Raw genomic sequence first — 22,087 nt, 5'->3', positions numbered from 1 at the left:
GCGCAGCCGCTGCTGCGAGAACGGCCTGTGGACGAGCCCCGACTCGTCCACAGGCCGTCGCGCGTCCTGGCCGGGGAGCGCGATGCGGTCCACGGTGGAACCGTTCCCTCGTGAAAGGACGAGAACGGTGAAGACCACGAATCAGCTCATCGGCACCATCGGCAGCGATCCGCGGACGGGCACCCTGCCCGACGGCCGGCCCTACATCGGTTTCCGGCTCGCGGTGAATCACTCCTACTTCAACTCCGAGACCGGCACCTACGAGGAGGGGGAGACGAGCTGGTACGACGTCGCCGCCTACGGGTCGATGGCGCAGTCGGCGGCGTGCTCCCTGCGGAAGGGCGACCCGGTCCTCGTCGTCGGTCGCCTGCGGGTGCGCGACTGGGAGAACGGGGAGCGATCCGGCACCTCCGTCGAACTCGTCGCCGATGCGCTCGGCCACAACCTCCGCTTCGGCACGGGGTCGTTCCGCCGGCACACCGCGCGGAGGCGCGAGCAGCACGCCGGGGAGGGCGAACCGTCCGGCGGCGACCCGGGAGGTCCGTGGGGCCTCGACCCGGTGGACGCGACGGCGCGCGGGTCCGACAGCGAACAGCCGGCCGGAGGCGGAAGCACGGATCCGACACCCGTCGCCGCGGGCGCCATCGGTGACGGGGGCGACCCGCCGTTCTGAGGACGGCAGCCCTCGGCTCCCGGTGGCCGCGCACGGGCACCGGGACGCGCAACGTGAGCGCGCCGATGAGGGGTCGGGCACGCTGCCGCGAGCGTTCCGGACCGGGCCTGTCGTGACCCGGGCGCGTTCCGGGGTCGGGCGCAGGTACGAGGCGCTACAGTGGAGCAGGCGAATGCGTGCCGGACCGGAGGAGTGCCATGAAGTTCGATCCGCGATCAGCGGTGCCCGTCCTCCTGCTGTCGGCGCTCGGACTCAGCGGCTGCTCCCTCTTCACGCAGGAGCCTGCGGATCCGTCCGGCGGTGAGGCGGTGGAGGAGCCGGCGGTCGTCGACGAGGTCGTCGCGGCGCTCGAGCCGCTCACCGGTCAGGAGAGCCTGCCCAGCTCGCAGGAGGTCTTCGACACCCTCATCGAGGCCGGCTACGACCCCGAGGGGATCGAGACCACGCTCGACGAATCGCCGCTCGGCAACGAGGTGCCGGCCAAGATGTTCGGCGTCCGGGTCGAGGAGGGCTGCGTCGTCGGGGAGATCCGCGGCGATTCAGCGACTGCCCGTCTCATGCCCCCGAGCGAATCCGTCGACACGTGCCTCTACGGCGCGGTCGATCGGCCCGAGGGGGTCGACGATCCCGACGGCGAGAAGCGCTCCGAGTCCGGCGAGGACAACGGAGCCGGTCACATCCCGGGCGAGGACATCAACCGGCCGCGCGAGGAGGCGTCCGAGGACCCCGCGGAGGACAGCGGGGGATCGGGCGCAGGAGACTCCGGTGTCGACGGCGGAGGAGCGGATGACGGATCCGACGGCGGTGGTTCCGGAGGCGGGTCCGGCGACGGTGAGGAGCCGTCGCTCGGCGGCAACTGACGTCCCGCATTCCGCGGCGAGTGCTGCTCGGCTCGGTGCGGTGCCGCCGCCTGTGCTCGACCGGTGCGCCGGCGCGCGGGGATTGGCCGCTTCCGCCCTCGAGCGGATAGCCTGGGGACACTATGGCCGAATTCATTTACACCATGCACAAGGCGCGCAAGGCGCACGGTGACAAAGTCATCCTCGATGACGTGTCGATGTCGTTCTACCCCGGAGCGAAGATCGGCATGGTCGGCCCCAACGGCGCCGGCAAGTCGACGATCCTCAAGATCATGGCGGGCATCGATCAGCCCTCGAACGGCGAGGCGCGGCTGAGCCCCGGGTACACCGTGGGGATCCTGCTCCAGGAGCCGCCGCTCAACGAGGAGAAGACCGTCCTCGGCAACGTCGAGGAGGGCGTGGGCGAGATCAAGGGCAAGGTCGATCGCTTCAACGAGATCTCCGCCCAGATGGCCGATCCGGATGCGGACTTCGACGCCCTCATGGAGGAGATGGGGAAGCTGCAGGAGGCCATCGACGCCGCCGATGCCTGGGATCTCGACTCCCAGCTCGAGCAGGCGATGGACGCGCTGCGCTGCCCGCCGCCGGACGCCGACGTCTCCGTCCTCTCCGGCGGTGAGCGCCGCCGCGTCGCGCTGTGCAAGCTCCTCCTCGAGAAGCCGGATCTGCTGCTCCTCGACGAGCCCACCAACCACCTCGACGCCGAGTCGGTGCTCTGGCTCGAGCAGCACCTCGCCTCGTACCCCGGCGCCGTCATCGCCGTGACCCACGATCGGTACTTCCTCGATCACGTCGCGCAGTGGATCGCCGAGGTCGACCGCGGTCACCTCTACCCCTACGAGGGCAACTACTCGACCTACCTCGAGAAGAAGGCCGAGCGCCTCAAGGTCCAGGGCAAGAAGGACCAGAAGCTCCAGAAGCGCCTCAAGGAGGAGCTCGAGTGGGTCCGCTCGAACGCGAAGGCCCGCCAGACGAAGTCGAAGGCGCGCCTCGCCCGCTACGAGGAGATGGCCGCCGAGGCGGAGAAGACCCGGAAGCTCGACTTCGAGGAGATCCAGATCCCGCCGGGCCCGCGTCTGGGCGACATCGTCATCGAGGCGAAGGATCTCGTCAAGGGCTTCGAGGGCCGCACGCTCATCGACGGGCTGTCGTTCTCGCTCCCGCGCAACGGCATCGTCGGCGTCATCGGCCCCAACGGCGTCGGCAAGACCACGCTGTTCAAGACCATTGTCGGACTCGAGGAGCTCGACGGCGGGGACCTCAAGGTCGGCGAGACGGTGCGGATCTCCTACGTCGACCAGTCCCGCGGCGGCATCGACCCGAACAAGAGCCTGTGGGAGGTCGTGTCCGACGGACTCGACTTCATCCAGGTCGGCGCTGTCGAGATGCCCTCGCGGGCCTATGTCTCGGCCTTCGGATTCAAGGGCCCGGACCAGCAGAAGAAGGCCGGAGTGCTCTCCGGCGGTGAGCGCAACCGCCTCAACCTCGCGCTCACCCTCAAGCAGGGCGGCAACCTGCTCCTCCTCGATGAGCCGACCAACGACCTCGACGTCGAGACGCTCGGCTCGCTCGAGAACGCGCTCCTCGAGTTCCCCGGCTGCGCCGTGGTCGTCTCCCACGACCGGTGGTTCCTCGACCGCGTCGCCACCCACATCCTCGCGTGGGAGGGGACCGAGGAGAACCCGGCGAACTGGTACTGGTTCGAGGGCAACTTCGAGGCCTACGAGAAGAACAAGGTCGAGCGCCTCGGCGAGGAGGCAGCGCGGCCGCACCGCGTCACCCATCGCCGGCTCACCCGCGACTGACGCGCAGACGACGGTGCCCTGCGGTTCCGCTCCCGGAACCGCAGGGCACCGTCGTGTCCGCCCGCGGGCTCAGTGCTTGACGCGCATCATCCCCTGCTGGGCGACGGTGGCGAGGAGCTGCCCGTCGCGCGCGAAGATCCGGCCTGCACCGAGCGCGCGCCCGCCCTCGGCGGACGGGGAGTTCTGCGAGTAGAGCATCCACTCGTCGGCCCGGATCGGCCGGTGCCACCACATCGCGTGGTCGAGGCTCGCGAGCCGCAGACCCGGGGTCTGCCACGCGAGCCCGCTGCGCCGCATCGCCGGCTCGAGCAGGTTGAAGTCGCTCGCATAGGCGAGAGCGGCTGCGTTGAGGAGCGGATCGGCCGGGAACTCCGCGGAGGCGCGGATCCACACGTGCTGCCGGGACACCTGATCGCCCTGGTGCTCGAGGTAGAGGGAGGGCTCGACGGGCCGCACGTCGAAGGGCCGCTTGACGAGCCACTCCTGGACGTGCGGGAGGTCGACCGAGCCGATGAGGTCCTTGATCTCGGGGCAGTCCTCGGGATCGGGCATGCCGGCGGGGAACTCGTCGCTGTGGTCGTAGCCGTCCTGGACGAGCTGGAAGGACGACATCACCGACATGATCGGCTCGCCGTTCTGGTACGCGTGGACGCGCCGGGCGGAGAACGAACCGCCGTCGCGGAGGTTCTCCACTCCGAAGACGATCGGCCGGGTGGCGTCGCCGGTGCGGAGGAAATAGCCGTGGAGCGAGTGGATCGGGCGGTCGTCTGCGACGGTGAGGCCGCCGGCCATGACGCACTGGGCGAGGACCTGGCCGCCGAACACCCGGCCGTCCGGCTTGAACTGGCTCGGTCCCTCGAAGAACTCGGTCTCGCGGCTGCGGTGGATCGGATCGGTCGGCGTGAGACGCAGCACGCGCAGCAGCTCGGCGACGTTGTCGGAATGATTCATGGTGCTCCAGGATCGCAGGTGGGCCCGTAGCGGTGCGGGGTCGGGCCGGTCAGCACGATTCTAGTCCGGTCGCCCCCCGCGACCGCGCCCGAGGTCGCCGCGACCGGGCCGTGAGGAAGGCCTGCCCGGCTGGCACAATGGGAGGCATGGATGCGCCTCTCACCGATCCGCTGCTGCGCGGCCCGTTCACCCGGGTGCTCATCGAGCTGCGCTGGGGCGACATGGACGCCTACGGGCACGTCAACAACGTCACGCAGTTCCGGATCCTCGAGGAGGCCCGCGTCCGGGCGTTCGGCTCCCCGACGGCGGCGCGCGATGCCGCCTCGACTCCCGGTGAGCACGGCGCGGCCGAGGTGATCCTCGGCCCCGGCTTCCCGCCGGTGTTCGGCCGGGCGTCGGTCGATACCGACATCCTCGTGTTCTCCCATCGGATCGAGTACCGCACGCCGATCCCGTACCGCACCGGCCCGATCGCCGTCGACACGGTGATCTCCGCGGTCGGCCCGGCCACCGTCGACGTCGGGTACGTCATCGCGGAACCCGACGGCTCGCGCGCCTACACCGTGGCCGAATCGGTCATCGCGATGGTCGACTCCGCCACCGGACGCGCGCGTCGACTCACCGAGTCCGAGACCGCGGCGCTCACCGCGGTGGTCGGCGACCGGGTTCCGCTGCGCAGGCGCGGATGACCGATCTCGAGCTCACCGCCCCTGCCGACCTGCGGGACTGGCGGGTCTTCGTCCAGCGGGCGCAGCGCCTCGACCCGGACGGCGCGATGCGCCTCGCCGTCCACGGGCCGGCACTCGTCCTCACCGTCTCACCCCTCCACCCGCACGGTCTCGGGGATCCGACGCCGCTCGCACTCGGGATGCGGATCGTGCGGCTCACCGGTCCGGAGCTCGACGGCACCGATGTCATCGTCCCGCTCGCGGCGCTCGGCGACCGGTTCGCCCGCGCGGAGTCGCAGGGCCATCTGCGGGTCCCTGTGCCCCCGCAGGAGGTGCGGGTGCCGTGGGCGGGGATCACCCCGCCGCGCGGACCCTGGGAGGAGTCGGGCGAGATCGCGGCCGCAGAGGTCCGCGCCGCGGCCGCGGAGGGCATCGCCGAGGTCGCCGCCGGGGTGCCCGGAGCGGCCGGCGGGCCGGCGGTGAGCGCGCTGCGACGACGGATCTGGTCCCGGCCGCTCGCCGGCGTCGCCGGTGTGAGCTCGGGCGTCGCTCTCGCACTCGACGGTCTGGGATTCCTCGCAGGCGCGCACCGGGTCGCGGTCCGCCGTGCCGGGACGTGGGCGCGCCTGAGCACCGACACCGGGCACGTGCTCACCCGCACGGTCGGCTGACCGCCGGCTCAGAGGAGGCGCGGGCCCGCCGGCGGAGGCGCGTCGTGCTCGTCCGGGGTGTTGAGCATCGCGGTCGCGGCGCGCTGGAAGTAGTCCCACATCACGGCGTCGTACATCGGCGGGAGCGCGATCGCGTCCATCGCGGCGCGCATGTGCTGCAGCCAATGATCGCGGGCCTTCGGGGTGACGGGGAACGGGAAGTGCCGCATCCGCAGCCGCGGGTGGCCGCGCTCCTCCTGGTACGTCGTCGGGCCGCCGAAGTACTGCTCGAGGAAGGTCTGCAGGCGGTGCTTGGCACCGTCGAGCTCGTGGCCCTCGGGATACATCGCGATGAGGTACTCGTCGTCGGCGACCCCGGCGTAGAAGGTGTCGACGAGGGTCGTGAACGTCCGATGGCCGCCCACCATCGCGAAGAAGCTGTCGGGGCGCTGCGGCGCCTCGCCGTCGTTCATGTGGGCCCTCCCGGTCGTCTGCGTCCGATCACTGTACCGGTTTCGCCGATCCGTCCGATCCTGTGTCCCCGTCGGACTCGCCGGACTCCGACTCCGACTCCTTGACCGCGTGCGCGGGGTCGGGGATCGTGCGCAGGACCGTCTGCTGGGGGAGGGGCATCCGGAGTCCGCGGACGTCGAGCTCGTGCTTGATCGCCGCGCGGAAGGCGCGGGCGACGGCCCACTGCTCGTTCGGCTCGGTCTTGATGACCGTGCGGATCGTCATGGACTCGCCGGTGATGGCCTCGACGCCCCAGATCTCCGGGTCCTCGAGGATCACCGGGGCGATCTTGGGATCGCGGCGGATCGCGGCGACGGCGTCGGCGATGACCTCGTCGATCGTCGTGCGGTCGGAGCTGTAGGGGAGCGGGATGTCCATGACGGCCCGCGCCCAGCCCTGCGACTGGTTGCCCACGCGCAGGATCTCGCCGTTGCGCACGTGCCACAGGGTCCCGTCGACGCCGCGCACGCGCGTGGTCCGCAGCTCGACCTCCTCGACGATGCCGACGGCCTCTCCGAGGTCCACCGAGTCGCCGATCCCGTACTGGTCCTCGACGACGATGAAGAATCCGGACAGGTAGTCCTTGACGAGGGTCTGGGCGCCGAAGCCGATCGCGACACCGGCGATGCCGGCCGAGGCGAGGACGGGCCCGAGGTTGAAGCCGAGCTCGGTGAGCACCATGAGGAACGCGATGACGCTGATGACGATCGTCGCGATCGACTGCAGCATCGATCCGACGGTCTTGGCGCGCTGGGCGCGGCGGGCACGGGCGGTGGGGTCCTGGGACGAGGACTCGGCGGCACCCTCGGAGACGGCGAACCGCCTCCGGTCCGAGGCGGCGGTGGAGCCGTCGGCGATGGACTGGGCGAACCGGTTGATGAGCTTGCGCACGAGGAGGTTGACGACGATCGACACGATGACGATGACGACGATGCGCAGCGGCGTGCCGAGGAAGAACGCCCAGTAGTCGAATTCGGTGGTCTTGTCGACGGTCTCGGTGACGGCGTCACGGACCTGTTCAGCTGGAGTCTGCATACGGGATTCCACGGTAGGGGCGGTGTCTGAGTATCGCCGGAAAACGGGCCGGGGGTGTCTGGGGACGAGCTGAGCGGACCGCTCGCGCCTCCCGCCTCACCGGGAACGATCTCCGCCGCAGGGAGTCGGAGGGCGGGACGGACGTGAGCAGCCTCTCAGCAGCGCTCAGGGGCGGGCGGCCGCCTGGCATCGCAGGGTGCGGCGGGCGGTGTCGAGGTTCTCCCGGACGAGCCGGAGCAGGCCCTTGGGCGCGGCCGGATGGGAGTCGAGCCAGCGGGTGGTGGCCTCCACGGTCGCCGTCGATGCCGGCGGGTAGAGCTCGAGCGTGAGGAGCTGCGCGATCTCGAGCGTGCGGGTCTCCCACCAGCCGGCCAGCCGCGCGAAGTACTCGACGGAGAAGGCGTCGAACGGCTCCTCGGCGGGCACCGGATCCCCGGTGTCGGTCTCGAGGCCGAGGCGGAACCCTCGGACGATCGCGGCGGCGGTGGCGTTCGGCAGGGAGCGGTCCTCGACGAGACGGCGGAACGCCGCGGTCTTCGCGGCCGGTGCGGCCGGCGCCGCGAGAGCGGTCTCCGCGCTCCGGCGTCCGGTGGCGGTGTCGTCCGCGGCGAGCCAGCGGTCGATCCCGGCACGGTCGAGCCGGCCCGCCGCCGCGAGGGCGATGACCACCGACCACCGGAGGTCGGTGTCGAGGTCGAGCCCGGGGGCCGGTTCGGCATCCGAGTCGAGGAGCGCGGCGAGGGCGTCGAGCTGCTCCGGGGCGGTCGCGTGGGCGACGAACCCCTGGAAGAACTGGAGCTGCTGGTCGGAGCCGGCCGGAGCGGCATGCATCATCCGCTGCAGCGCCTCCGCCACCCGGGTGCGCGCGGAGCGGCGCTCCGTGGGCGGCAGGTACACGTCGAGCGCGGTCGCGAGCTGGCGCATCTGGACGAGCAGACCGGTGGAGTGCGTGACCGACGGCAGGTGCTCGCACAGCATGTCGATGTACGCGCAGGCCGGCAGCTCGCCGTCGCGCACCATGTCCCACACCGTCGACAGGACCATGAGCTGGGTGAGGGAGTCGGTGAACCCGCTCAGGTGGGCCATCGCGGTCCGCAGGCTGTCCTCGTCGAAGCGCACCTTCGCGTAGGCGAGGTCGGCGTCGTTGACGACGACGACCTCGGGTGCTGCGGACCGATCCCCGAGTGCACCCACGGCACCCGCACTCCCTGCGCGGCCCGGACGGCCGAGGGGGACCTCGGAGGTGGGGCCGTCGACGTCGATCTCGTGGAAGGCGGTGCGGGTGAAGATGCCGTCCGCGCCGAGGGCGTAGATCCCGACCCCCACGCGCTGCGGCCGCAGGCTGGGGACCGGCTGCCCGGGGAGCTCGACCCGGCTCTGCTCGAGAGCGAGCGCGGCGACCGCGCCGTCGGCGGTGCGCTCGAGCCGCGGGCGCAGGAGGGTGACCCCGGACTCCTCGAGCCAGAGCGCGGTCCAGGACTCGAGGTCGCGTCCGGACGCCGCGGTGAGCTCGGTCATGAGGTCGGCGAGCTCGGTGTTCGACCACGCGTGCCGCTCGAAGTAGCGCCGCACGCCGGTGAAGAACTCCTCCCGGCCCACCCAGGCGACGAGCTGCTTGAGGACCGAGGCGCCCTTTGCGTAGGTGATGCCGTCGAAGTTCACCTCGACATCGGCGAGGTCCTCGATCGGCGCGACGATCGGATGGGTGCTCGGCAGCTGGTCCTGGCGGTAGGCCCAGGCCTTCTCGAGGGTCGCGAAGGTCGTCCAGGCGTCGGTGAACTCCGTGGCCTCCGCGGTGGCGAGGGTCGACATGAACTCGGCGAACGACTCGTTGAGCCAGAGGTCGTTCCACCAGCGCATCGTCACGAGGTCGCCGAACCACATGTGGGCGAGCTCGTGGAGGATCGTCACCGCGCGGCGCTCGACCATGGCCTGCGTGGGCCGGGAGCGGAAGACGTAGTTCTCGAGGAAGGTCACGGCCCCGGCGTTCTCCATCGCCCCCGCGTTGAACTCCGGGACGAAGAGCTGGTCGTACTTCTCGAACGGGTACGGAGTGCCGAAGGCCTCCTCGTAGAACGCGAAGCCCGCCCGCGTGATGTCGAGGATCGCCTCGGCGTCGAGGTGCTCGAAGAGCGAGGCGCGGCAGTAGACGCCGAGCGCGACGTCCTCTCCGTCGGAGCTGCGCAGCGAGGAGAAGGTGCCGCGGTAGGGTCCGGCGATGATCGCGGTGATGTAGCCGGAGATCGGGGGAGTGGGCGCGAACCGCCACATGGCGAGTCCGGCGTCATCGATCCCGAGGTCGGCGGCGACCTCCGCGGCCTCCGCGGCGAGCGGGGTGGGGGAGTTCGACACCACCGTCCAGTGGTCGGGGGCGAGGACGGTGAAGGAGAACGAGGCCTTGAGGTCGGGCTGTTCGAACACCGGGAACACGCGGCGGGCGTCGGGCACCTCGAACTGGGTGTAGAGGTACACCTCGTCGTCCACCGGGTCGACGAACCGATGGAGGCCCTCGCCGGTGTTCATGTACGCGAAGCGCGCATCGACCGTGAGGACGTTGTCCGCGGCGAGCCCGGGAAACGCGATGCGACCGGCGGACACGTGCTCCGCGGGATCGAGGGCCGCGCCGTTGAGCGTGATCGAGGAGACCTCGGCGGTGATCGCGTCGATGAAGGTCTCCGCACCGTCCTCCGCGGTGAAGCGCACCGTCGTCACCGAGCGGAAGTCCTCGCCCTTCCCGTCGAGGACGAGGGTGATGTCGTAGGACTCGACGGCGAGGAGCGCGGCGCGGGTCTGCGCCTCCGCGCGCGTGAGGTTGTGCTGCGGCATCGATGAGCCTCCCGGGGCTGTCGGGTGTGGGATGCAGGTGTGGAATGATCGCTGCTGGATCATTGTTTCACGAAGCACCGCCACCGCTGAGGACGCAGGACGCGGCCGCGCCGGGTTCCGGAGCGGCCGGCTGCAGAGAGGACGACTCGATGTCGACGACCCTGGATTTCTGGTTCGACCCCACCTGCCCGTGGGCATGGATGAGCTCCCGCTGGGCGCTCGAGGTGGAGAAGGTGCGCGATGTCGACGTGCGGTTCCACGTCATGAGCCTCTCGGTGCTCAACGAGGGCCGCGACGAGCTGCCCGAGGACTACCGCGCCAAGATGGACCGGGCGTGGGGCCCGGTGCGCGTCATCGTCGCCGCCGCCGAGCTGCACGGCGAGGACGTCATCCCCGGCCTCTACACCGCGATGGGGACCCGGATCCATCCCGGCGGCCGCACGGACTACGAGGCGGTCATCGCCGAGTCCCTCGACGAGGTCGGCCTCCCCGCCGAGCTCGCCGGATTCGCGGACTCCGACGAGTACGACGCGCAGCTGCGCGCCTCGCACGAGGAGGGCATCTCGAAGGTCGGGGAGGACGTCGGCACCCCGGTCGTGGCGATTGGCGACGTCGCGTTCTTCGGCCCCGTGGTCACCCCCGCACCGCGGGGCGACGCGGCCGGTAGACTGTTCGACGGAGTGCTCGCCGTGGCCTCGACGCCCGGATTCTACGAGCTCAAGCGCACGCGCACCCAGGGTCCGATCTTCGACTGAGACCGCACGGCCGGGCGCTCCTCAGCGAGCAGCGCCACCGATCATCGAGGGAGACATGAGAGTTCATCTGGGAACCGACCACGCCGGCTATGAGTTCAAGGAGGCGCTGAAGCAGCACCTCACCGAGGGCGGCTTCGAGGTCGTCGACCACGGTGCGCTCGAGTACGACGCGCTCGACGACTACCCGGCGTTCTGCATCGCCGCGGCCCAGGCCGTCGTCGCCGACCGCGAGGCGGGCCTCGACTCGCTCGGCGTGGTCATCGGCGGCTCGGGCAACGGAGAGCAGATCGCGGCGAACAAGGTCGCCGGGGCGCGCGCGGCGCTCGCGTGGAACACCGACATCGCGCAGCTCGCCCGGCAGCACAACGATGCGTGGATCGTCAGCGTCGGCGCCCGGCAGCACTCCGAGGCCGAGGCGCTCGCGATCGTCGACGCCTTCCTCGCCGAGCCGTTCTCCGCCGACGAGCGCCACGGGCGTCGGATCGGCATCATCCGGTCCTTCGAGGACACCGGCACCGTCTGACCCACCCGTCCACAGCGATGTCCTGCGGTTCCTGAGAACGGAACCGCAGGACATCGCTGTCTCGGCACGCGCACGGGCGCGTGCTCCCAGGCGGGGGAGCTCTGCCGGGTCCGGCCCCGGTTCCGCTCCGGCCCCGCCCCCGGCGCGCGGGCCGAACCGCGATCAGTATGCGCTCAGTACCAGAAGATCGGGATCCATCCCGGGTGATGGGCGTGGACGATGGTGAGGAAGACGATGAGGTCGAAGAGCAGGTGCACGGTGATCGTGTACGGCAGCGACTTCGTGCGGGTGAAGATCACCGCCTGGACCAACGCGAAGGGGATGGTGAGGAGCGGGCCCCACGCCTGGTAGCCGAGCTCCCAGAGGAACGACACGAAGATGATCGAGGTGAGCACGTTCGCGGTCCAGAACGAGAAGTGGCGGTAGAGCAGCGCGAAGACCGTGCAGATGAAGAACAGCTCGTCCCAGATGCCCACCGCGTTGACGCCGAGGAAGAGCCGGAGGATCTCGCTCGGGGTCTCGACCGCGGGCCAGTTCTGATAGACGCCCGAGGAGATGAAGTAGCGCGGCAGGATGAGCCAGCCGAGGAACAGGACGAGGAACAGCCAGCCCCATTCGAGCTTCGTCCACGGCCGGCCCTGCCGGCGGGGGAACTGGATGGCGGTGTCGCGGTAGACCCAGCGGCTGATGGTGTAGGGGATGATGACCGCCCCGGACAGCACGACGCCCATGAGCGCGATGTTGCCCCAGGAGATGTCCGCCTCGACGGAGATCAGGCTGATGAGCCCGAGAGCGAGCGCGATGAGGAGCAGATCGCGGCCGAGCGAGCGCGCGGCGAGGAAGCCGAGGACCACCCCGGCGACGAGCGGAACGTACCCCCAGTCGGAGAGGAAGCCGAAGAGGAGCACCGCGGAGAATGCGACGAGCAGGGTGGCGAACGAGCCGAGGGAGATCGCACCGTGGCGGCTGGGATGGCCGTCACCGGGGCGGGACTCGCGGGCTTCCGTTGATGTGCTCACCGTCCCAGTGTCGCAGGCGGGGGCTCCACGCGCGGTGCGCAGGGGTCCCCAGGGCTACCGGGAGGGCCGTGTTACGTTGGTCACTCATCGACGAAGGAGACCAGGTGACCGTCAGGATCTTCGCCAACGCCCGTGTGTTCGAGGGGGAGTCCTTCTCCGCTCCGCAGGCCGTGACCGTCGTCGACGGCCGGATCCATGCGATCGGCCCGGAGGTCCCGGGCCCGGCATCGGACGACGCCGACTCCCGGACCATCGATCTCGACGGCCGGTATCTCATGCCGGGCTTCATCGAGAGCCACGGACATCCGGGCATGCTCTCCCGGACCCTGCTCGAGGTCGACGTCACCCCGGGTGCCGCGGGCTCGATCGCGGCCATCCGCGACGCGGTCGGGGCCGCGGTCGAGGACCCGCCCGCCGACGGCTGGATCCGCGGTGCCGGCTGGCTCGAGGGCTACCTCGAGGACCGCCGGGTGCCCACCCGCGATGACCTCGACGCGGTCTCGCCCGAGCACCCGGTCGTGCTCATCCGCGGCTGCCGCCACATCGCGCTCGCGAACTCCAAGGCGCTCGAGCTGTCCGGCATCGACGCGAGCACGCCGGATCCGGCAGGCGGCCGGGTCGTCCGCGATCCCGCCACCGGTGAGCCGAACGGGATCCTCCAGGAGGCCGCCCAGGACCTGCTCCGGATGCCGGCCTACACCCCGGAGATGCTCGAGCGCGGGTTCGCCCTCGCCCAGGAGAAGTTCGCCGGCTGGGGGATCACCACGGTCAACGACATGTCCACCGGTGCGGCCGAGCTGAGGATGTACACCCGGCTCAACCGGGCCGGCCGGCTCGGACTGCGCGTCCGCCCGTGGCTGTGGGCGCTCGACCAGATGGGGATGAAGGGCCTGCTGTCGTCGGCGATCGGTGCCGGGGTCACCTCGGGCCTCGGCGACGAGATGATGCGGATCCAGGGGATGAAGTTCGTGCTCGACGGAGGCGTCGGCGGACAGACCGCCGCGCTCCACTGCCCGTACGAGCACAGCGACGAGACCGGGATCCTCTACTACGACGACGAGGAGATCACCGACGCGGTGCGCCGCGCGCTCGAGCACGGCCTGCGCCCGGCCATCCACGGGATCGGGGACGCCGCGATCGACCAGGCGCTGCGCGCCCTCGAAGGGACCGGTCTCATGGACCGCGTCGCGGGGATGCGCGCCCGGATCGAGCACTGCACCCTGCCGAGCGACGAGAACCTCGACACGATCGCCCGCCACGACATCATCGCCGCCTCCTCGGTCGGATTCCTCTACCACATCGGCGACAGCTACCTCGATGTGCTCGGAGCCGAGCGGATGGAGCGGGTCTACCCGCACCGCTCCTTCATCGACCGCGGGATCAAGGCCCCCGGCAACTCCGACGTGCCGGTCACCAACGGCAATCCGTGGGAGGGCATCTACGGGGCCGTGACCCGGAAGAGCTCGTCGGGACAGGTGCTCGACACGGTGCAGAACATCACCGTCGCCGAGGCGCTCGCCGCCTACACCTCGGTCGCCGCCTACGCGACGTTCGAGGAGGACACCCTCGGCACCATCGCCCCAGGAGCCCATGCGGACTTCGGCGTCTACGAGCGCAGCCCGTTCGACGTCGACCCCGAGGAGCTCAAGGACTTCACCCCGGCCGCCGTCTACCTCGCCGGCGAACCCGCCGGAACCGACTGATACCCGCGTAGCACTGCTGAGAGGACACGACCATGCTCTACGCGGGAGACCAGCAGGTCATCCTTTCCGTCATCACCATCGCCTACTTCCTCTTCCTCATCGGCGTATCGGTGTGGATCGGACTCAAACAGATCAAGACCTACGAGGACTACAACGTCGCCTCGCGCAGCGTGACGCTGTTCCCCCTCATCCTTACCTACGTCGGCACGGCGATCGGCGGGTCGATCCTCCTCGGCCTCATCACCAACGGCTATTCGCTCGGCATGGGGCAGCAGTGGTTCAACGCCGGCATCATCCTCGCCAGCGTGCTCATGGCAGTGTTCTTCATCAAGCGCATCCGGGTGCTCGGGGAGAAGCACAACTACGTGACGATCGGTGACTTCACCGCCCACCGGTTCGGCACCGCCGCTCGCATCCCGACGACGATCGCCGTGCTCACCGCCTACTGCGCGATCACCGGGATGCAGTTCGTGTCGGTCGGACTCATCCTCAACCTCATCGCCAACGTTCCCATGACCTGGGCGATCATCATCTCCGCGGTCATGCTCACGATCAAGACGGTGTTCGGCGGGCTCAAGGCCGTCGTCTGGCAGGACGCGTTCCACGGCACCCTGCAGACGATCGCGGTCTTCGGGCTCTTCGTCCTCGTGCTCGTCGTCGCCGGTGACTTCAGCGACGTCGCTGCCAACGCGGAGTCGCAGGGTCTGGGGCGCCTCATGGATCCGATGGGCATCGGCTTCGGTGAGGTGGCGGTCTACGCGCTCACCGTCGGCGCCTACCAGCTCGTGCGGCAGGACCTCTGGCAGCGCGCATGGGCGGGCAAGGACCTCAAGACCGTGATCAGCGGCTACTGGATCGCCCTCGCCCTGATGACCGCGACGATGGTCATGGTCATCTGGATCGGTGTGTGGGCCCGGTTCGGCATCGGTCTCGAATCCGAGGACCCGACGCTCGTCTACTACGAACTCATCGCCGAGCTGCTGCCCTTCGAGGTCGTCATCATCCTCATCGTGGCCCTCATGGCCACGGTGATCTCGTGCGCCGACTCGTTCTTCATGTGCGGCGCCTCGTCGATCGTCAACGACGTCATCAAGCCGCGGCTGTCGAAGGACACCCCGCAGAAGGCGCTCCTGCGCTGGAGCCGGATCGCGGTCGTCATCACTGCGGTGATCGCGCTCGTCCTCGCGCTCGCCGTGCCGGTGCTCGTCGAACTCTGGGTGACCGGCACCGCGATGCTCGTCTCCGGCCTGCTGTTCCCCGCCATCGTCGCGCTGTACTTCACCCGCGTATCGGGACGCGGGGCCATCGCCTCGATGTGGGTCGGTCTCGTCGTGTCGATCGGCTGGACGCTGCTCGGCGGGCCTTTCGGAATCCACCCGGTCTTCCTCGGATTCCCGCTGTCGATCGCGACGTACCTCGTCATCCATGTCATCGATCGCCGACGCCTCGCTGAGTTCGCCGGACTGCCGCCGGAGGAGACGTGCCTCGTGCTCGACTCCGAGCGGACGGACGGCGGCCCGGAGGCCACGGGTGCGGCCAGGGCCGGACGAGCCTCCGAGGGTGCGGCGCCCACCGCAGCGGATACGGACCCGGGCAGGCGCTGACCGGAGCGGTCCCCGGGGCGACGGCGTGGTGTCGCTGGGCCGCGCTCAGGGGACCGGAACCTCCGGTCTCGCCACCGGCCCGCGCCCGGCTCGGGAGTGCTGAATGCAGAAGCGCCGCTGTCACCAGCGGCGCTTCTGCTTCTCCGGAGGGGATGACGGGAATCGAACCCGCACCATCAGTTTGGAAGACTGAGGCTCTACCATTGAGCTACATCCCCGGATGTGCGAGAACGACTCTAGACGAGAGCCGGATCGATTGCAAAAGGCGGCACACCTGCGCCGAGCGCGCTCCGACCTCCCGCGGCCGACCCCGTGAGCACCGTCGACGAGGCGCCTCGATCGGCCCGCGGGACCGCCGAGCCGTCGGCACCGGCGTCCATCGACGTTTCGACCGATCGCCGAGGTGCCGATGCGGTGCGGATCGCTCGGCGGAAGCGTACGGGACCGGAACCTCGGTGGCGGATCGGGACCTCGACTGCGCCCGGGTCCGGCAATTGGTCGAATGGTCGCGGCCGCGTCTATCATGCAGGGGAGCCTCGGGGTGTAGCGCAGCTTGGTAGCGCATCTGCTTTGGGAGCAGAGGGTCGCAGGTTCAAATCCTGTCACCCCGACAGCAGAGGGCCCGCGGACCATTCGGTCCGCGGGCCCTCATCGTTCCGCCGGGATCGCCCGCGCTCTCAGCCGACGTGGGGGACGACGACGGCGCGGCCGGAGAGCTCTCCGGCCTGGAGCTTCCGGTACGCCTCGAGGCCGTCGTCGAGCGAGAAGCGCTCGATCTCCGGCACGATCTGACCGGCGCGGTACATCGCCACGACCTCGTGGAGGTCCTCGATCGTGCCCCAGTACGTGCTCGTGAGCTGGGACTCGTACGGGGCGGTGAAGAACGACCACGGGTGCGCGCCGCCGTCGATGCCGACGACCGTCACGCGGCCCTGGACCGCGACCGACCTCATCGCGACGTCGATCGTGGGCGCGGCCCCGACGAAGTCGAAGACCGCGTCGACGCCGCGGCCGCCGGTGATCTCACGGATGCGCTCGACCTGGTCCTCGCCGCCCGGCACCGTCACCGCCCCGAACTTCTCCGCCCGGGCCATGGCCTCGGGCTTCATGTCGGTGGCAATGATCGTCGCACCGGTGAGAGCCCTGAGGATCTGCACGCCGATCTGGCCGAGTCCGCCGAGGCCGATGACGAGCGCGGACCGCCCGCCGCCGGCGAGGTGCGGCAGCGCGAGCTTGATCGCGTGGTACGGGGTGAGCCCGGCATCGGCCAGCGGAGCGGCCGCCACCGGATCGGCGTCGCCGAGCGGGACGAGATTGCGGGCGGGCACGGTGACGTACTCGGCCATGCCGCCGTCCCGGCCGAGGCCGATCCCCATGTACGGGTTCGTCGCCTGGTTCTCGCAGTACGTGTCCTGACCGCGCGAGCACGCCTTGCAGCGGCCGCAGCCGACCGGCCCGTACACGAGGTAGGCGTCGCCCTTCTCGAATCCGTCGACCCCGGGGCCGACCTCCTCGACCCAGCCGGAGCTCTCGTGGCCGAGCACGAACGGCGGCGGGACCGCACCCGGGGTGTCGGCCTCGAACACGTCGTAGACGGCGACGTCGGAATGGCAGGCGCCGGCGCCGGCGACCTTGAGGAGCACCTCGCCGGGTCCGGGGGTGGGGGCCTCGATCTCCGTGAGAGAGGGGAATGTCTTGTAGTTCTCGAACACGATCGCGCGCATGGGCGTCCTCATCTCTGCGGTGGAGGGGGCGGGTCTCCGCCCCCGTCTCGGCACCGGGCCTCGTGAGCCCGGCGCCATGGCCGCTTCCCAGCCTATGAGGTCGTATGCGTCGGCGTGCAGGTGTTCGCATGGTCGTCGCACGGATTTCACCCTGCGGTACCGGCGGGCACAGCGGGTCGCGAGATTTCCGCCGACTCCGCCGTCTGGGATAGGCTGTTGGGCGGTCTGCAATCCGGCGGGTTCGCCGGATCCCCCTACTTCTGTCCCAACGAGAGGTTTACTGTGAAGAGCTCCGTCGAGAACATCGACCCCACGCGGGTCAAGCTCAGCGTTGAAGCGCCCTACGCCGAACTCAAGCCGAGCATCGACGAGGCGTACAAGGAGATCGCCAAGCAGGTCTCCATCCCCGGTTTCCGCCGCGGCAAGGTGCCCGCGCGGATCATCGATCAGCGCGTGGGACGTCCGGCGGTCCTCCAGGAGGCCGTGAACTCGAGCCTCGACGACTTCTACCGCCAGGCGATCGACGAGCACGAGCTGCGTCCCCTCGGCTCGCCCGAGGTCGAGGTCACCGCGATCCCCGGACTCGACGGCAAGGAGGAGGGCGACCTCACCTTCACCATCGAGGTCGACGTGCGCCCGGAGATCGAGCTCCCCGCCTACGACACCCTCGAGGTCGAGGTCGATACCTTCGAGGTCACCGACGAGGACGTCGAGAAGCAGCTCACCGACCTCCGCAGCCGTTTCGGCACGCTCAAGACCGTCGACCGCCCGGCGCAGAAGGACGACTTCGTCACCCTCGACCTCACGGCGACCGTCGAGGACGAGGAGGTCGACTCGGCCTCGGACATCTCCTACCAGGTCGGTGCCGGCACCATGCTCGAGGGCATGGACGAGGCGCTCGACGGACTGTCCGCGGAGGAGGAGACCACCTTCGAGTCCACGCTCGCCGGCGGCGAGCACGCCGGCAAGACCGGTCTCATCGCGATCACGCTCAAGGCCGTCAAGGAGCGCGAGCTCCCCGAGGCCGACGACGACTTCGCCCAGCTCGCCAGCGAGTTCGACACCATCGACGAGCTCCGCGACGACCTGCGCGAGCAGGCCGCGAAGCAGAAGGAGTTCGATCAGGGCGTCCAGGCGCGCGACAAGGTCCTCGAGGCGCTCATCGAGAAGCTCGACGTGCCCGTCCCGGGCAAGCTCGTCGAGGACGAGGTGCACCGCCACCTCGAGCAGGAGAACCGTCTCGACGACGACGAGCACCGCACCGAGGTCACCGAGGAGACCGAGCGCAACCTCCGCACCCAGTTCGTGCTCGACGCGGTCGTCGAGGCCGAGGACGTCGACGTCTCGCAGCCGGAGCTCATCGAGTACATCATCTCCGCCGCCCAGCAGTACGGCATGAACCCCAACGAGTTCGCCCAGGCGCTCGACGCGAACAACCAGGTCCCGGCCATCGTGTCCGAGGTCGCCCGTCGCAAGGCGCTCGCCGAGGTGCTCGCAGGTGCCAAGGTCGTCGACGCCTCGGGTGAGACCGTCGACATGACGGCGTTCACCACCGCACCGGGTGAGGACGAGGAAGCCGACGACGCCGAGGCGACCGTCGAGTCCACCGAGGCCGCAGAGGCGTCCGACGCCGCCGAGGAGACCGAGGAGAAGCCGAAGAAGAAGGCGGCCCCCAAGAAGGCCGCTCCCAAGAAGGCTGCGAAGAAGTCCGAGAAGAAGGACGACGAGCAGGCGGACGCCGACTCCGAGTGAACGACCGCGACCGGCCCCGGACGGGTCGGGTCGCCCCGGTGATGGGCACGGCCACGGCCGTGCCCATCGGCGTTCCCGGGCGTCTCCACGGGCACCCGACGGGCGATCACGCTGAGGGCGAACACCGGGCGGTCGGGGACTAAAAGCCCGGATCGAGCGGTTAGAGTCCAGTACAGGACAGCAACAGACAACAGGAGTGAAACGTGAGCACACACGAGTTCGCCTCGCCGGTTTCCGCAGGCGGAACCGGGGGACTGGGCCTCGACGACCACATCTACAACCGCCTTCTCAAGGAGCGGATCATCTGGCTCGGAGCCGAGGTGCGCGACGAGAACGCCAACATGATCTGTGCTCAGATGATGCTCCTCGCCGCGGAGGACCCGGAGAAGGACATCTGGCTCTACATCAACTCTCCCGGCGGCTCGGTGACGGCCGGTATGGCGATCTACGACACCATGCAGCACGTCAAGCCCGACGTCGGCACCGTGGCCATGGGTATGGCCGCCTCGATGGGGCAGTTCCTCCTGTCCTCGGGTGCGAAGGGCAAGCGCTACGCGACCCCGCACGCCCGCATCCTCATGCACCAGCCGCTCGGCGGCATCGGCGGAACGGCGACGGACATCAAGATCCAGGCCGAGCTCATCCTCCACATGAAGAAGCAGATGGCGGAGCTCACCGCCGAGCAGACCGGCAAGTCGCTCGAGCAGATCCTCAAGGACAACGACCGCGACCACTGGTTCACCGCCGAGGAGGCCCTCGAGTACGGCTTCATCGACCGGGTCATCACCGGTTCCGAGGACATGTCCGGCGAGTCCGCGCTCAACTGAAGAACCAAGGAGTCTGAAGAATGACGAATCTCTCACCGTGGGCCGCCGCCGGCCAGATGCCGACCTCGCGCTACGTCATGCCGCAGTTCGAGGAGCGCACCCCGTTCGGCTTCAAGCGGCAGGACCCCTACACCAAGCTGTTCGAGGATCGCGTGATCTTCCTCGGCGTCCAGGTCGACGACACCTCCGCCGACGACGTCATGGCCCAGCTGCTCGTCCTCGAGTCGCAGGATCCCGACCGTGACATCACCCTGTACATCAACTCGCCGGGCGGTTCGTTCACCGCGCTCACCGCGATCTACGACACGATGCAGTACATCAAGCCGGAGATCCAGACGGTGTGCCTGGGGCAGGCCGCCTCCGCCGCGGCCGTGCTGCTCGCGGCGGGCACCGAGGGCAAGCGGCTGGCGCTGCCGAACGCCCGCGTGCTCATCCACCAGCCCTCGATGCAGGGTCAGGGGCACGGTCAGGCCTCGGACATCGAGATCCAGGCCGCCGAGGTGCTCCGCATGCGCACCTGGCTCGAGGAGACCCTCGCCTCGCACTCGAACAAGACGCCCGAGCAGGTCTCCACGGACATCGAGCGCGACCTGTTCCTCACTGCCGACCAGGCCAAGGACTACGGGCTCGTCGATCAGGTGCTCACCTCCCGCAAGGGTGTGCGCTGAACCGACGCAGCGGCTCGGGCCGCATGCGCGGCGCAGTCGGACGGGGCGCGGACCAGCACGGTCCGCGCCCCGTCGCGCATCCGCGGATCGGCACGATCGACACGCCCCGCGGGAGGGTCCGGCGCCGTGTCAGCGAGATGTGGAATGCTGTTGAGGTGAACATCCGACCAGGGATACTCTTGGGGCCACATGCCCCTCTGAAAGGTTGTGACAGTGGCTCGCGGAACTGAGGGCGCCGATCTGCTCAAATGCAACTTCTGCGGCAAGTCCCAGAAGCAGGTCCGGAAGCTCATCGCCGGACCGGGTGTCTACATCTGCGATGAGTGCATCGGACTGTGCAACGAGATCATCGAGGAAGAGCTCAACCAGACGACCACGGAGGTCGAGGACACCGAGCTGCCCCGCCCGCGGGAGATCCATGACTTCCTCCAGGAGTACGTCGTCGGACAGGAGCCCGCGAAGAAGGCCCTCGCCGTCGCCGTCTACAACCATTACAAGCGCATCCGGGCGCTCGGCGACAGCGATGCGGAATCCGGCGTCGAGATCGCGAAGTCGAACATCCTCCTCGTCGGCCCCACCGGCTCGGGCAAGACCTATCTCGCCCAGACGCTGGCGAAGAAGCTCAACGTGCCGTTCGCGGTGGCCGACGCGACCGCGCTCACCGAGGCCGGCTACGTGGGCGAGGACGTCGAGAACATCCTCCTCAAGCTCATCCAGGCCGCCGACTTCGACGTCGAGCGGGCGCAGACCGGCATCATCTACATCGACGAGATCGACAAGATCGCCCGCAAGTCGGAGAACCCCTCGATCACCCGGGACGTCTCCGGCGAGGGCGTCCAGCAGGCGCTGCTCAAGATCCTCGAGGGCACGCAGGCCTCGGTGCCGCCTCAGGGGGGGCGCAAGCACCCGCACCAGGACTTCATCCAGATCGACACGACGAATGTGCTCTTCATCGTCGCCGGGGCATTCGCCGGTCTCGAGGAGATCATCGCCTCCCGCAAGGGCAAGCACGGGATCGGCTTCGGGGCCCTCATCCAGTCGAAGCAGGACGAGGAGGACCTCTACTCCGAGCTCATGCCGGAGGATCTGCTCAAGTTCGGACTGATCCCGGAGTTCATCGGTCGTCTGCCCGTGCTCGCCACGGTGTCGAACCTCGACCGCAAAGCCCTCATGTCGATCCTCACCGTGCCGAAGAACGCGCTCGTCAAGCAGTACCAGAAGATGTTCGAGTTCGACGGCGTCGACCTCGAGTTCGAGACCGAGGCGCTCGAGGCGATCGCCGACCTCGCCCTGCTCCGGGGGACCGGGGCGCGCGGTCTGCGCTCGATCATGGAGGAGGTCCTCCAGCCGGTGATGTTCGACATCCCGAGCCGGGACGACGTCGGGTCCGTCGTCGTCACCAAGGATGTCGTGGAGAGCAACGCCGCACCGACGATCGTGCCGAAGAAGGACTCCGAGCCGCAGCGCCGGCCCAAGTCCGCCTGAGACCCCGCCGTCGCCCGGTGAACGGGTGACGGAGACGCGCGCCCGC

General features: G+C 69.5%; 19 protein-coding genes and 2 tRNA genes. 14 read left to right on the top strand and 7 right to left on the bottom strand.

Features of this window, described 5'->3' with window-relative positions:
* The first annotated feature begins 127 nt into the window (after window positions 1-127).
* The 3 genes from C1A17_RS03400 to ettA all read left to right on the top strand — a co-directional run bounded on the left by C1A17_RS03400 (window position 128) and on the right by ettA (window position 3,338).
* Window positions 128-673, top strand: a complete 546-nt coding sequence (locus tag C1A17_RS03400) for a single-stranded DNA-binding protein (protein ID WP_180953198.1) — start codon at window positions 128-130, stop codon at window positions 671-673.
* Between the two features lie 197 nt (window positions 674-870).
* The gene (locus C1A17_RS03395) at window positions 871-1,533 is read left to right on the top strand and encodes a DUF6993 domain-containing protein (protein ID WP_101650709.1); all 663 of its coding nucleotides are present in this window, start codon (window positions 871-873) and stop codon (window positions 1,531-1,533) included.
* 122 nt (window positions 1,534-1,655) lie between these two features.
* On the top strand, window positions 1,656-3,338 hold the full coding sequence (gene ettA / locus C1A17_RS03390) for an energy-dependent translational throttle protein EttA (RefSeq protein ID WP_101650707.1): 1,683 nt from the start codon (window positions 1,656-1,658) through the stop codon (window positions 3,336-3,338).
* A 69-nt stretch (window positions 3,339-3,407) separates the two neighbouring features.
* Here the strand turns inward: ettA and C1A17_RS03385 are convergent, their stop codons facing one another.
* Entirely contained in the window at window positions 3,408-4,289 is an 882-nt protein-coding gene (locus C1A17_RS03385) for an acyl-CoA thioesterase (protein ID WP_101650706.1), read from the bottom strand.
* Window positions 4,290-4,435: 146 nt separating this feature from the next.
* On the opposite strand from C1A17_RS03385, the gene C1A17_RS03380 reads away from it, so the two are divergent.
* On the top strand, window positions 4,436-4,978 hold the full coding sequence (locus C1A17_RS03380) for an acyl-CoA thioesterase (RefSeq protein ID WP_101650705.1): 543 nt from the start codon (window positions 4,436-4,438) through the stop codon (window positions 4,976-4,978).
* The gene (locus C1A17_RS14030; RefSeq protein WP_146000569.1) at window positions 4,975-5,628 is read left to right on the top strand and encodes a DUF8185 domain-containing protein; all 654 of its coding nucleotides are present in this window, start codon (window positions 4,975-4,977) and stop codon (window positions 5,626-5,628) included. The genes C1A17_RS03380 and C1A17_RS14030 overlap by 4 nt, the downstream gene beginning before the upstream one ends.
* An 8-nt stretch (window positions 5,629-5,636) precedes the next feature.
* Here the strand turns inward: C1A17_RS14030 and C1A17_RS03370 are convergent, their stop codons facing one another.
* The 3 genes from C1A17_RS03370 to pepN all read right to left on the bottom strand — a co-directional run bounded on the left by C1A17_RS03370 (window position 5,637) and on the right by pepN (window position 9,981).
* A complete protein-coding gene (locus C1A17_RS03370) occupies window positions 5,637-6,080 on the bottom strand; it encodes a globin (RefSeq protein ID WP_101650702.1) in 444 nt (147 codons plus the stop codon).
* A 28-nt stretch (window positions 6,081-6,108) separates the two neighbouring features.
* Complete coding sequence (locus C1A17_RS03365; RefSeq protein ID WP_101650701.1) at window positions 6,109-7,155, bottom strand: mechanosensitive ion channel family protein; 1,047 nt, start codon at window positions 7,153-7,155, stop codon at window positions 6,109-6,111.
* A gap of 165 nt (window positions 7,156-7,320) precedes the next feature.
* Entirely contained in the window at window positions 7,321-9,981 is a 2,661-nt protein-coding gene (pepN, locus tag C1A17_RS03360) for an aminopeptidase N (RefSeq protein WP_101650695.1), read from the bottom strand.
* 149 nt (window positions 9,982-10,130) lie between these two features.
* Between pepN and C1A17_RS03355 the strand changes: the two genes are divergently transcribed.
* Window positions 10,131-10,736 carry a mycothiol-dependent nitroreductase Rv2466c family protein gene (locus tag C1A17_RS03355; protein ID WP_101650693.1) on the top strand — a complete coding sequence of 202 codons (606 nt, stop codon included), beginning with the start codon at window positions 10,131-10,133 and terminating at the stop codon, window positions 10,734-10,736.
* A 55-nt stretch (window positions 10,737-10,791) separates the two neighbouring features.
* On the top strand, window positions 10,792-11,259 hold the full coding sequence (locus C1A17_RS03350) for a ribose-5-phosphate isomerase (RefSeq protein WP_101650690.1): 468 nt from the start codon (window positions 10,792-10,794) through the stop codon (window positions 11,257-11,259).
* A 173-nt stretch (window positions 11,260-11,432) separates the two neighbouring features.
* Here C1A17_RS03350 and C1A17_RS03345 read toward each other — a convergent pair whose 3' ends face one another.
* Complete coding sequence (locus tag C1A17_RS03345) at window positions 11,433-12,278, bottom strand: CPBP family glutamic-type intramembrane protease (protein ID WP_219618239.1); 846 nt, start codon at window positions 12,276-12,278, stop codon at window positions 11,433-11,435.
* A gap of 104 nt (window positions 12,279-12,382) precedes the next feature.
* On the opposite strand from C1A17_RS03345, the gene C1A17_RS03340 reads away from it, so the two are divergent.
* Together C1A17_RS03340 and C1A17_RS03335 are read left to right on the top strand one after the other, a co-directional pair.
* The gene (locus C1A17_RS03340) at window positions 12,383-13,981 is read left to right on the top strand and encodes an amidohydrolase (RefSeq protein WP_180953197.1); all 1,599 of its coding nucleotides are present in this window, start codon (window positions 12,383-12,385) and stop codon (window positions 13,979-13,981) included.
* A gap of 32 nt (window positions 13,982-14,013) precedes the next feature.
* Window positions 14,014-15,585, top strand: coding sequence for a sodium:solute symporter family protein (locus C1A17_RS03335; RefSeq protein ID WP_101650686.1), 1,572 nt, complete (start codon window positions 14,014-14,016; stop codon window positions 15,583-15,585).
* A gap of 147 nt (window positions 15,586-15,732) precedes the next feature.
* Here C1A17_RS03335 and C1A17_RS03330 read toward each other — a convergent pair.
* Window positions 15,733-15,803, bottom strand: a tRNA-Gly gene (locus tag C1A17_RS03330).
* A 319-nt stretch (window positions 15,804-16,122) separates the two neighbouring features.
* On the opposite strand from C1A17_RS03330, the gene C1A17_RS03325 reads away from it, so the two are divergent.
* Window positions 16,123-16,196: transfer RNA gene (locus tag C1A17_RS03325), tRNA-Pro, on the top strand.
* 66 nt (window positions 16,197-16,262) lie between these two features.
* Here C1A17_RS03325 and C1A17_RS03320 read toward each other — a convergent pair.
* On the bottom strand, window positions 16,263-17,309 hold the full coding sequence (locus C1A17_RS03320) for an NAD(P)-dependent alcohol dehydrogenase (RefSeq protein WP_101650685.1): 1,047 nt from the start codon (window positions 17,307-17,309) through the stop codon (window positions 16,263-16,265).
* A gap of 282 nt (window positions 17,310-17,591) precedes the next feature.
* On the opposite strand from C1A17_RS03320, the gene tig reads away from it, so the two are divergent.
* The 4 genes from tig (at window position 17,592) to clpX (ending at window position 22,041) form a co-directional block, all read left to right on the top strand.
* Complete coding sequence (gene tig, locus C1A17_RS03315) at window positions 17,592-19,061, top strand: trigger factor (RefSeq protein ID WP_101650684.1); 1,470 nt, start codon at window positions 17,592-17,594, stop codon at window positions 19,059-19,061.
* Between the two features lie 203 nt (window positions 19,062-19,264).
* Window positions 19,265-19,888 carry an ATP-dependent Clp protease proteolytic subunit gene (locus tag C1A17_RS03310; RefSeq protein WP_101650683.1) on the top strand — a complete coding sequence of 208 codons (624 nt, stop codon included), beginning with the start codon at window positions 19,265-19,267 and terminating at the stop codon, window positions 19,886-19,888.
* A 20-nt stretch (window positions 19,889-19,908) separates the two neighbouring features.
* The gene (locus C1A17_RS03305) at window positions 19,909-20,556 is read left to right on the top strand and encodes an ATP-dependent Clp protease proteolytic subunit (RefSeq protein ID WP_101650682.1); all 648 of its coding nucleotides are present in this window, start codon (window positions 19,909-19,911) and stop codon (window positions 20,554-20,556) included.
* Window positions 20,557-20,769: 213 nt separating this feature from the next.
* On the top strand, window positions 20,770-22,041 hold the full coding sequence (gene clpX, locus C1A17_RS03300; protein WP_101650681.1) for an ATP-dependent Clp protease ATP-binding subunit ClpX: 1,272 nt from the start codon (window positions 20,770-20,772) through the stop codon (window positions 22,039-22,041).
* Window positions 22,042-22,087 lie beyond the last annotated feature (46 nt).

It is taken from the genome of Brevibacterium ihuae (assembly GCF_900184225.1).
GTDB lineage: Bacteria > Actinomycetota > Actinomycetes > Actinomycetales > Brevibacteriaceae > Brevibacterium > Brevibacterium ihuae.
The sequence above is the reverse complement of the archived record's forward strand: the minus strand, read 5'-3'. Positions and strand labels throughout refer to the sequence as shown.

Bases quoted from the DNA above. Each gene is read 5' to 3' on its own strand.
- C1A17_RS03395 (WP_101650709.1), top strand. From the start codon at position 871: ATGAAGTTCGATCCGCGATCAGCGGTGCCCGTCCTCCTGCTGTCGGCG.
- ettA (WP_101650707.1), top strand. From the start codon at position 1,656: ATGGCCGAATTCATTTACACCATGCACAAGGCGCGCAAGGCGCACGGT.
- pepN (WP_101650695.1), bottom strand. From the start codon at position 9,981: ATGCCGCAGCACAACCTCACGCGCGCGGAGGCGCAGACCCGCGCCGCG.
- C1A17_RS03335 (WP_101650686.1), top strand. From the start codon at position 14,014: ATGCTCTACGCGGGAGACCAGCAGGTCATCCTTTCCGTCATCACCATC.
- C1A17_RS14030 (WP_146000569.1), top strand. From the start codon at position 4,975: ATGACCGATCTCGAGCTCACCGCCCCTGCCGACCTGCGGGACTGGCGG.
- C1A17_RS03385 (WP_101650706.1), bottom strand. From the start codon at position 4,289: ATGAATCATTCCGACAACGTCGCCGAGCTGCTGCGCGTGCTGCGTCTC.
- C1A17_RS03350 (WP_101650690.1), top strand. From the start codon at position 10,792: ATGAGAGTTCATCTGGGAACCGACCACGCCGGCTATGAGTTCAAGGAG.
- C1A17_RS03380 (WP_101650705.1), top strand. From the start codon at position 4,436: ATGGATGCGCCTCTCACCGATCCGCTGCTGCGCGGCCCGTTCACCCGG.
- C1A17_RS03355 (WP_101650693.1), top strand. From the start codon at position 10,131: ATGTCGACGACCCTGGATTTCTGGTTCGACCCCACCTGCCCGTGGGCA.
- C1A17_RS03305 (WP_101650682.1), top strand. From the start codon at position 19,909: ATGACGAATCTCTCACCGTGGGCCGCCGCCGGCCAGATGCCGACCTCG.
- C1A17_RS03370 (WP_101650702.1), bottom strand. From the start codon at position 6,080: ATGAACGACGGCGAGGCGCCGCAGCGCCCCGACAGCTTCTTCGCGATG.
- C1A17_RS03365 (WP_101650701.1), bottom strand. From the start codon at position 7,155: ATGCAGACTCCAGCTGAACAGGTCCGTGACGCCGTCACCGAGACCGTC.
- C1A17_RS03320 (WP_101650685.1), bottom strand. From the start codon at position 17,309: ATGCGCGCGATCGTGTTCGAGAACTACAAGACATTCCCCTCTCTCACG.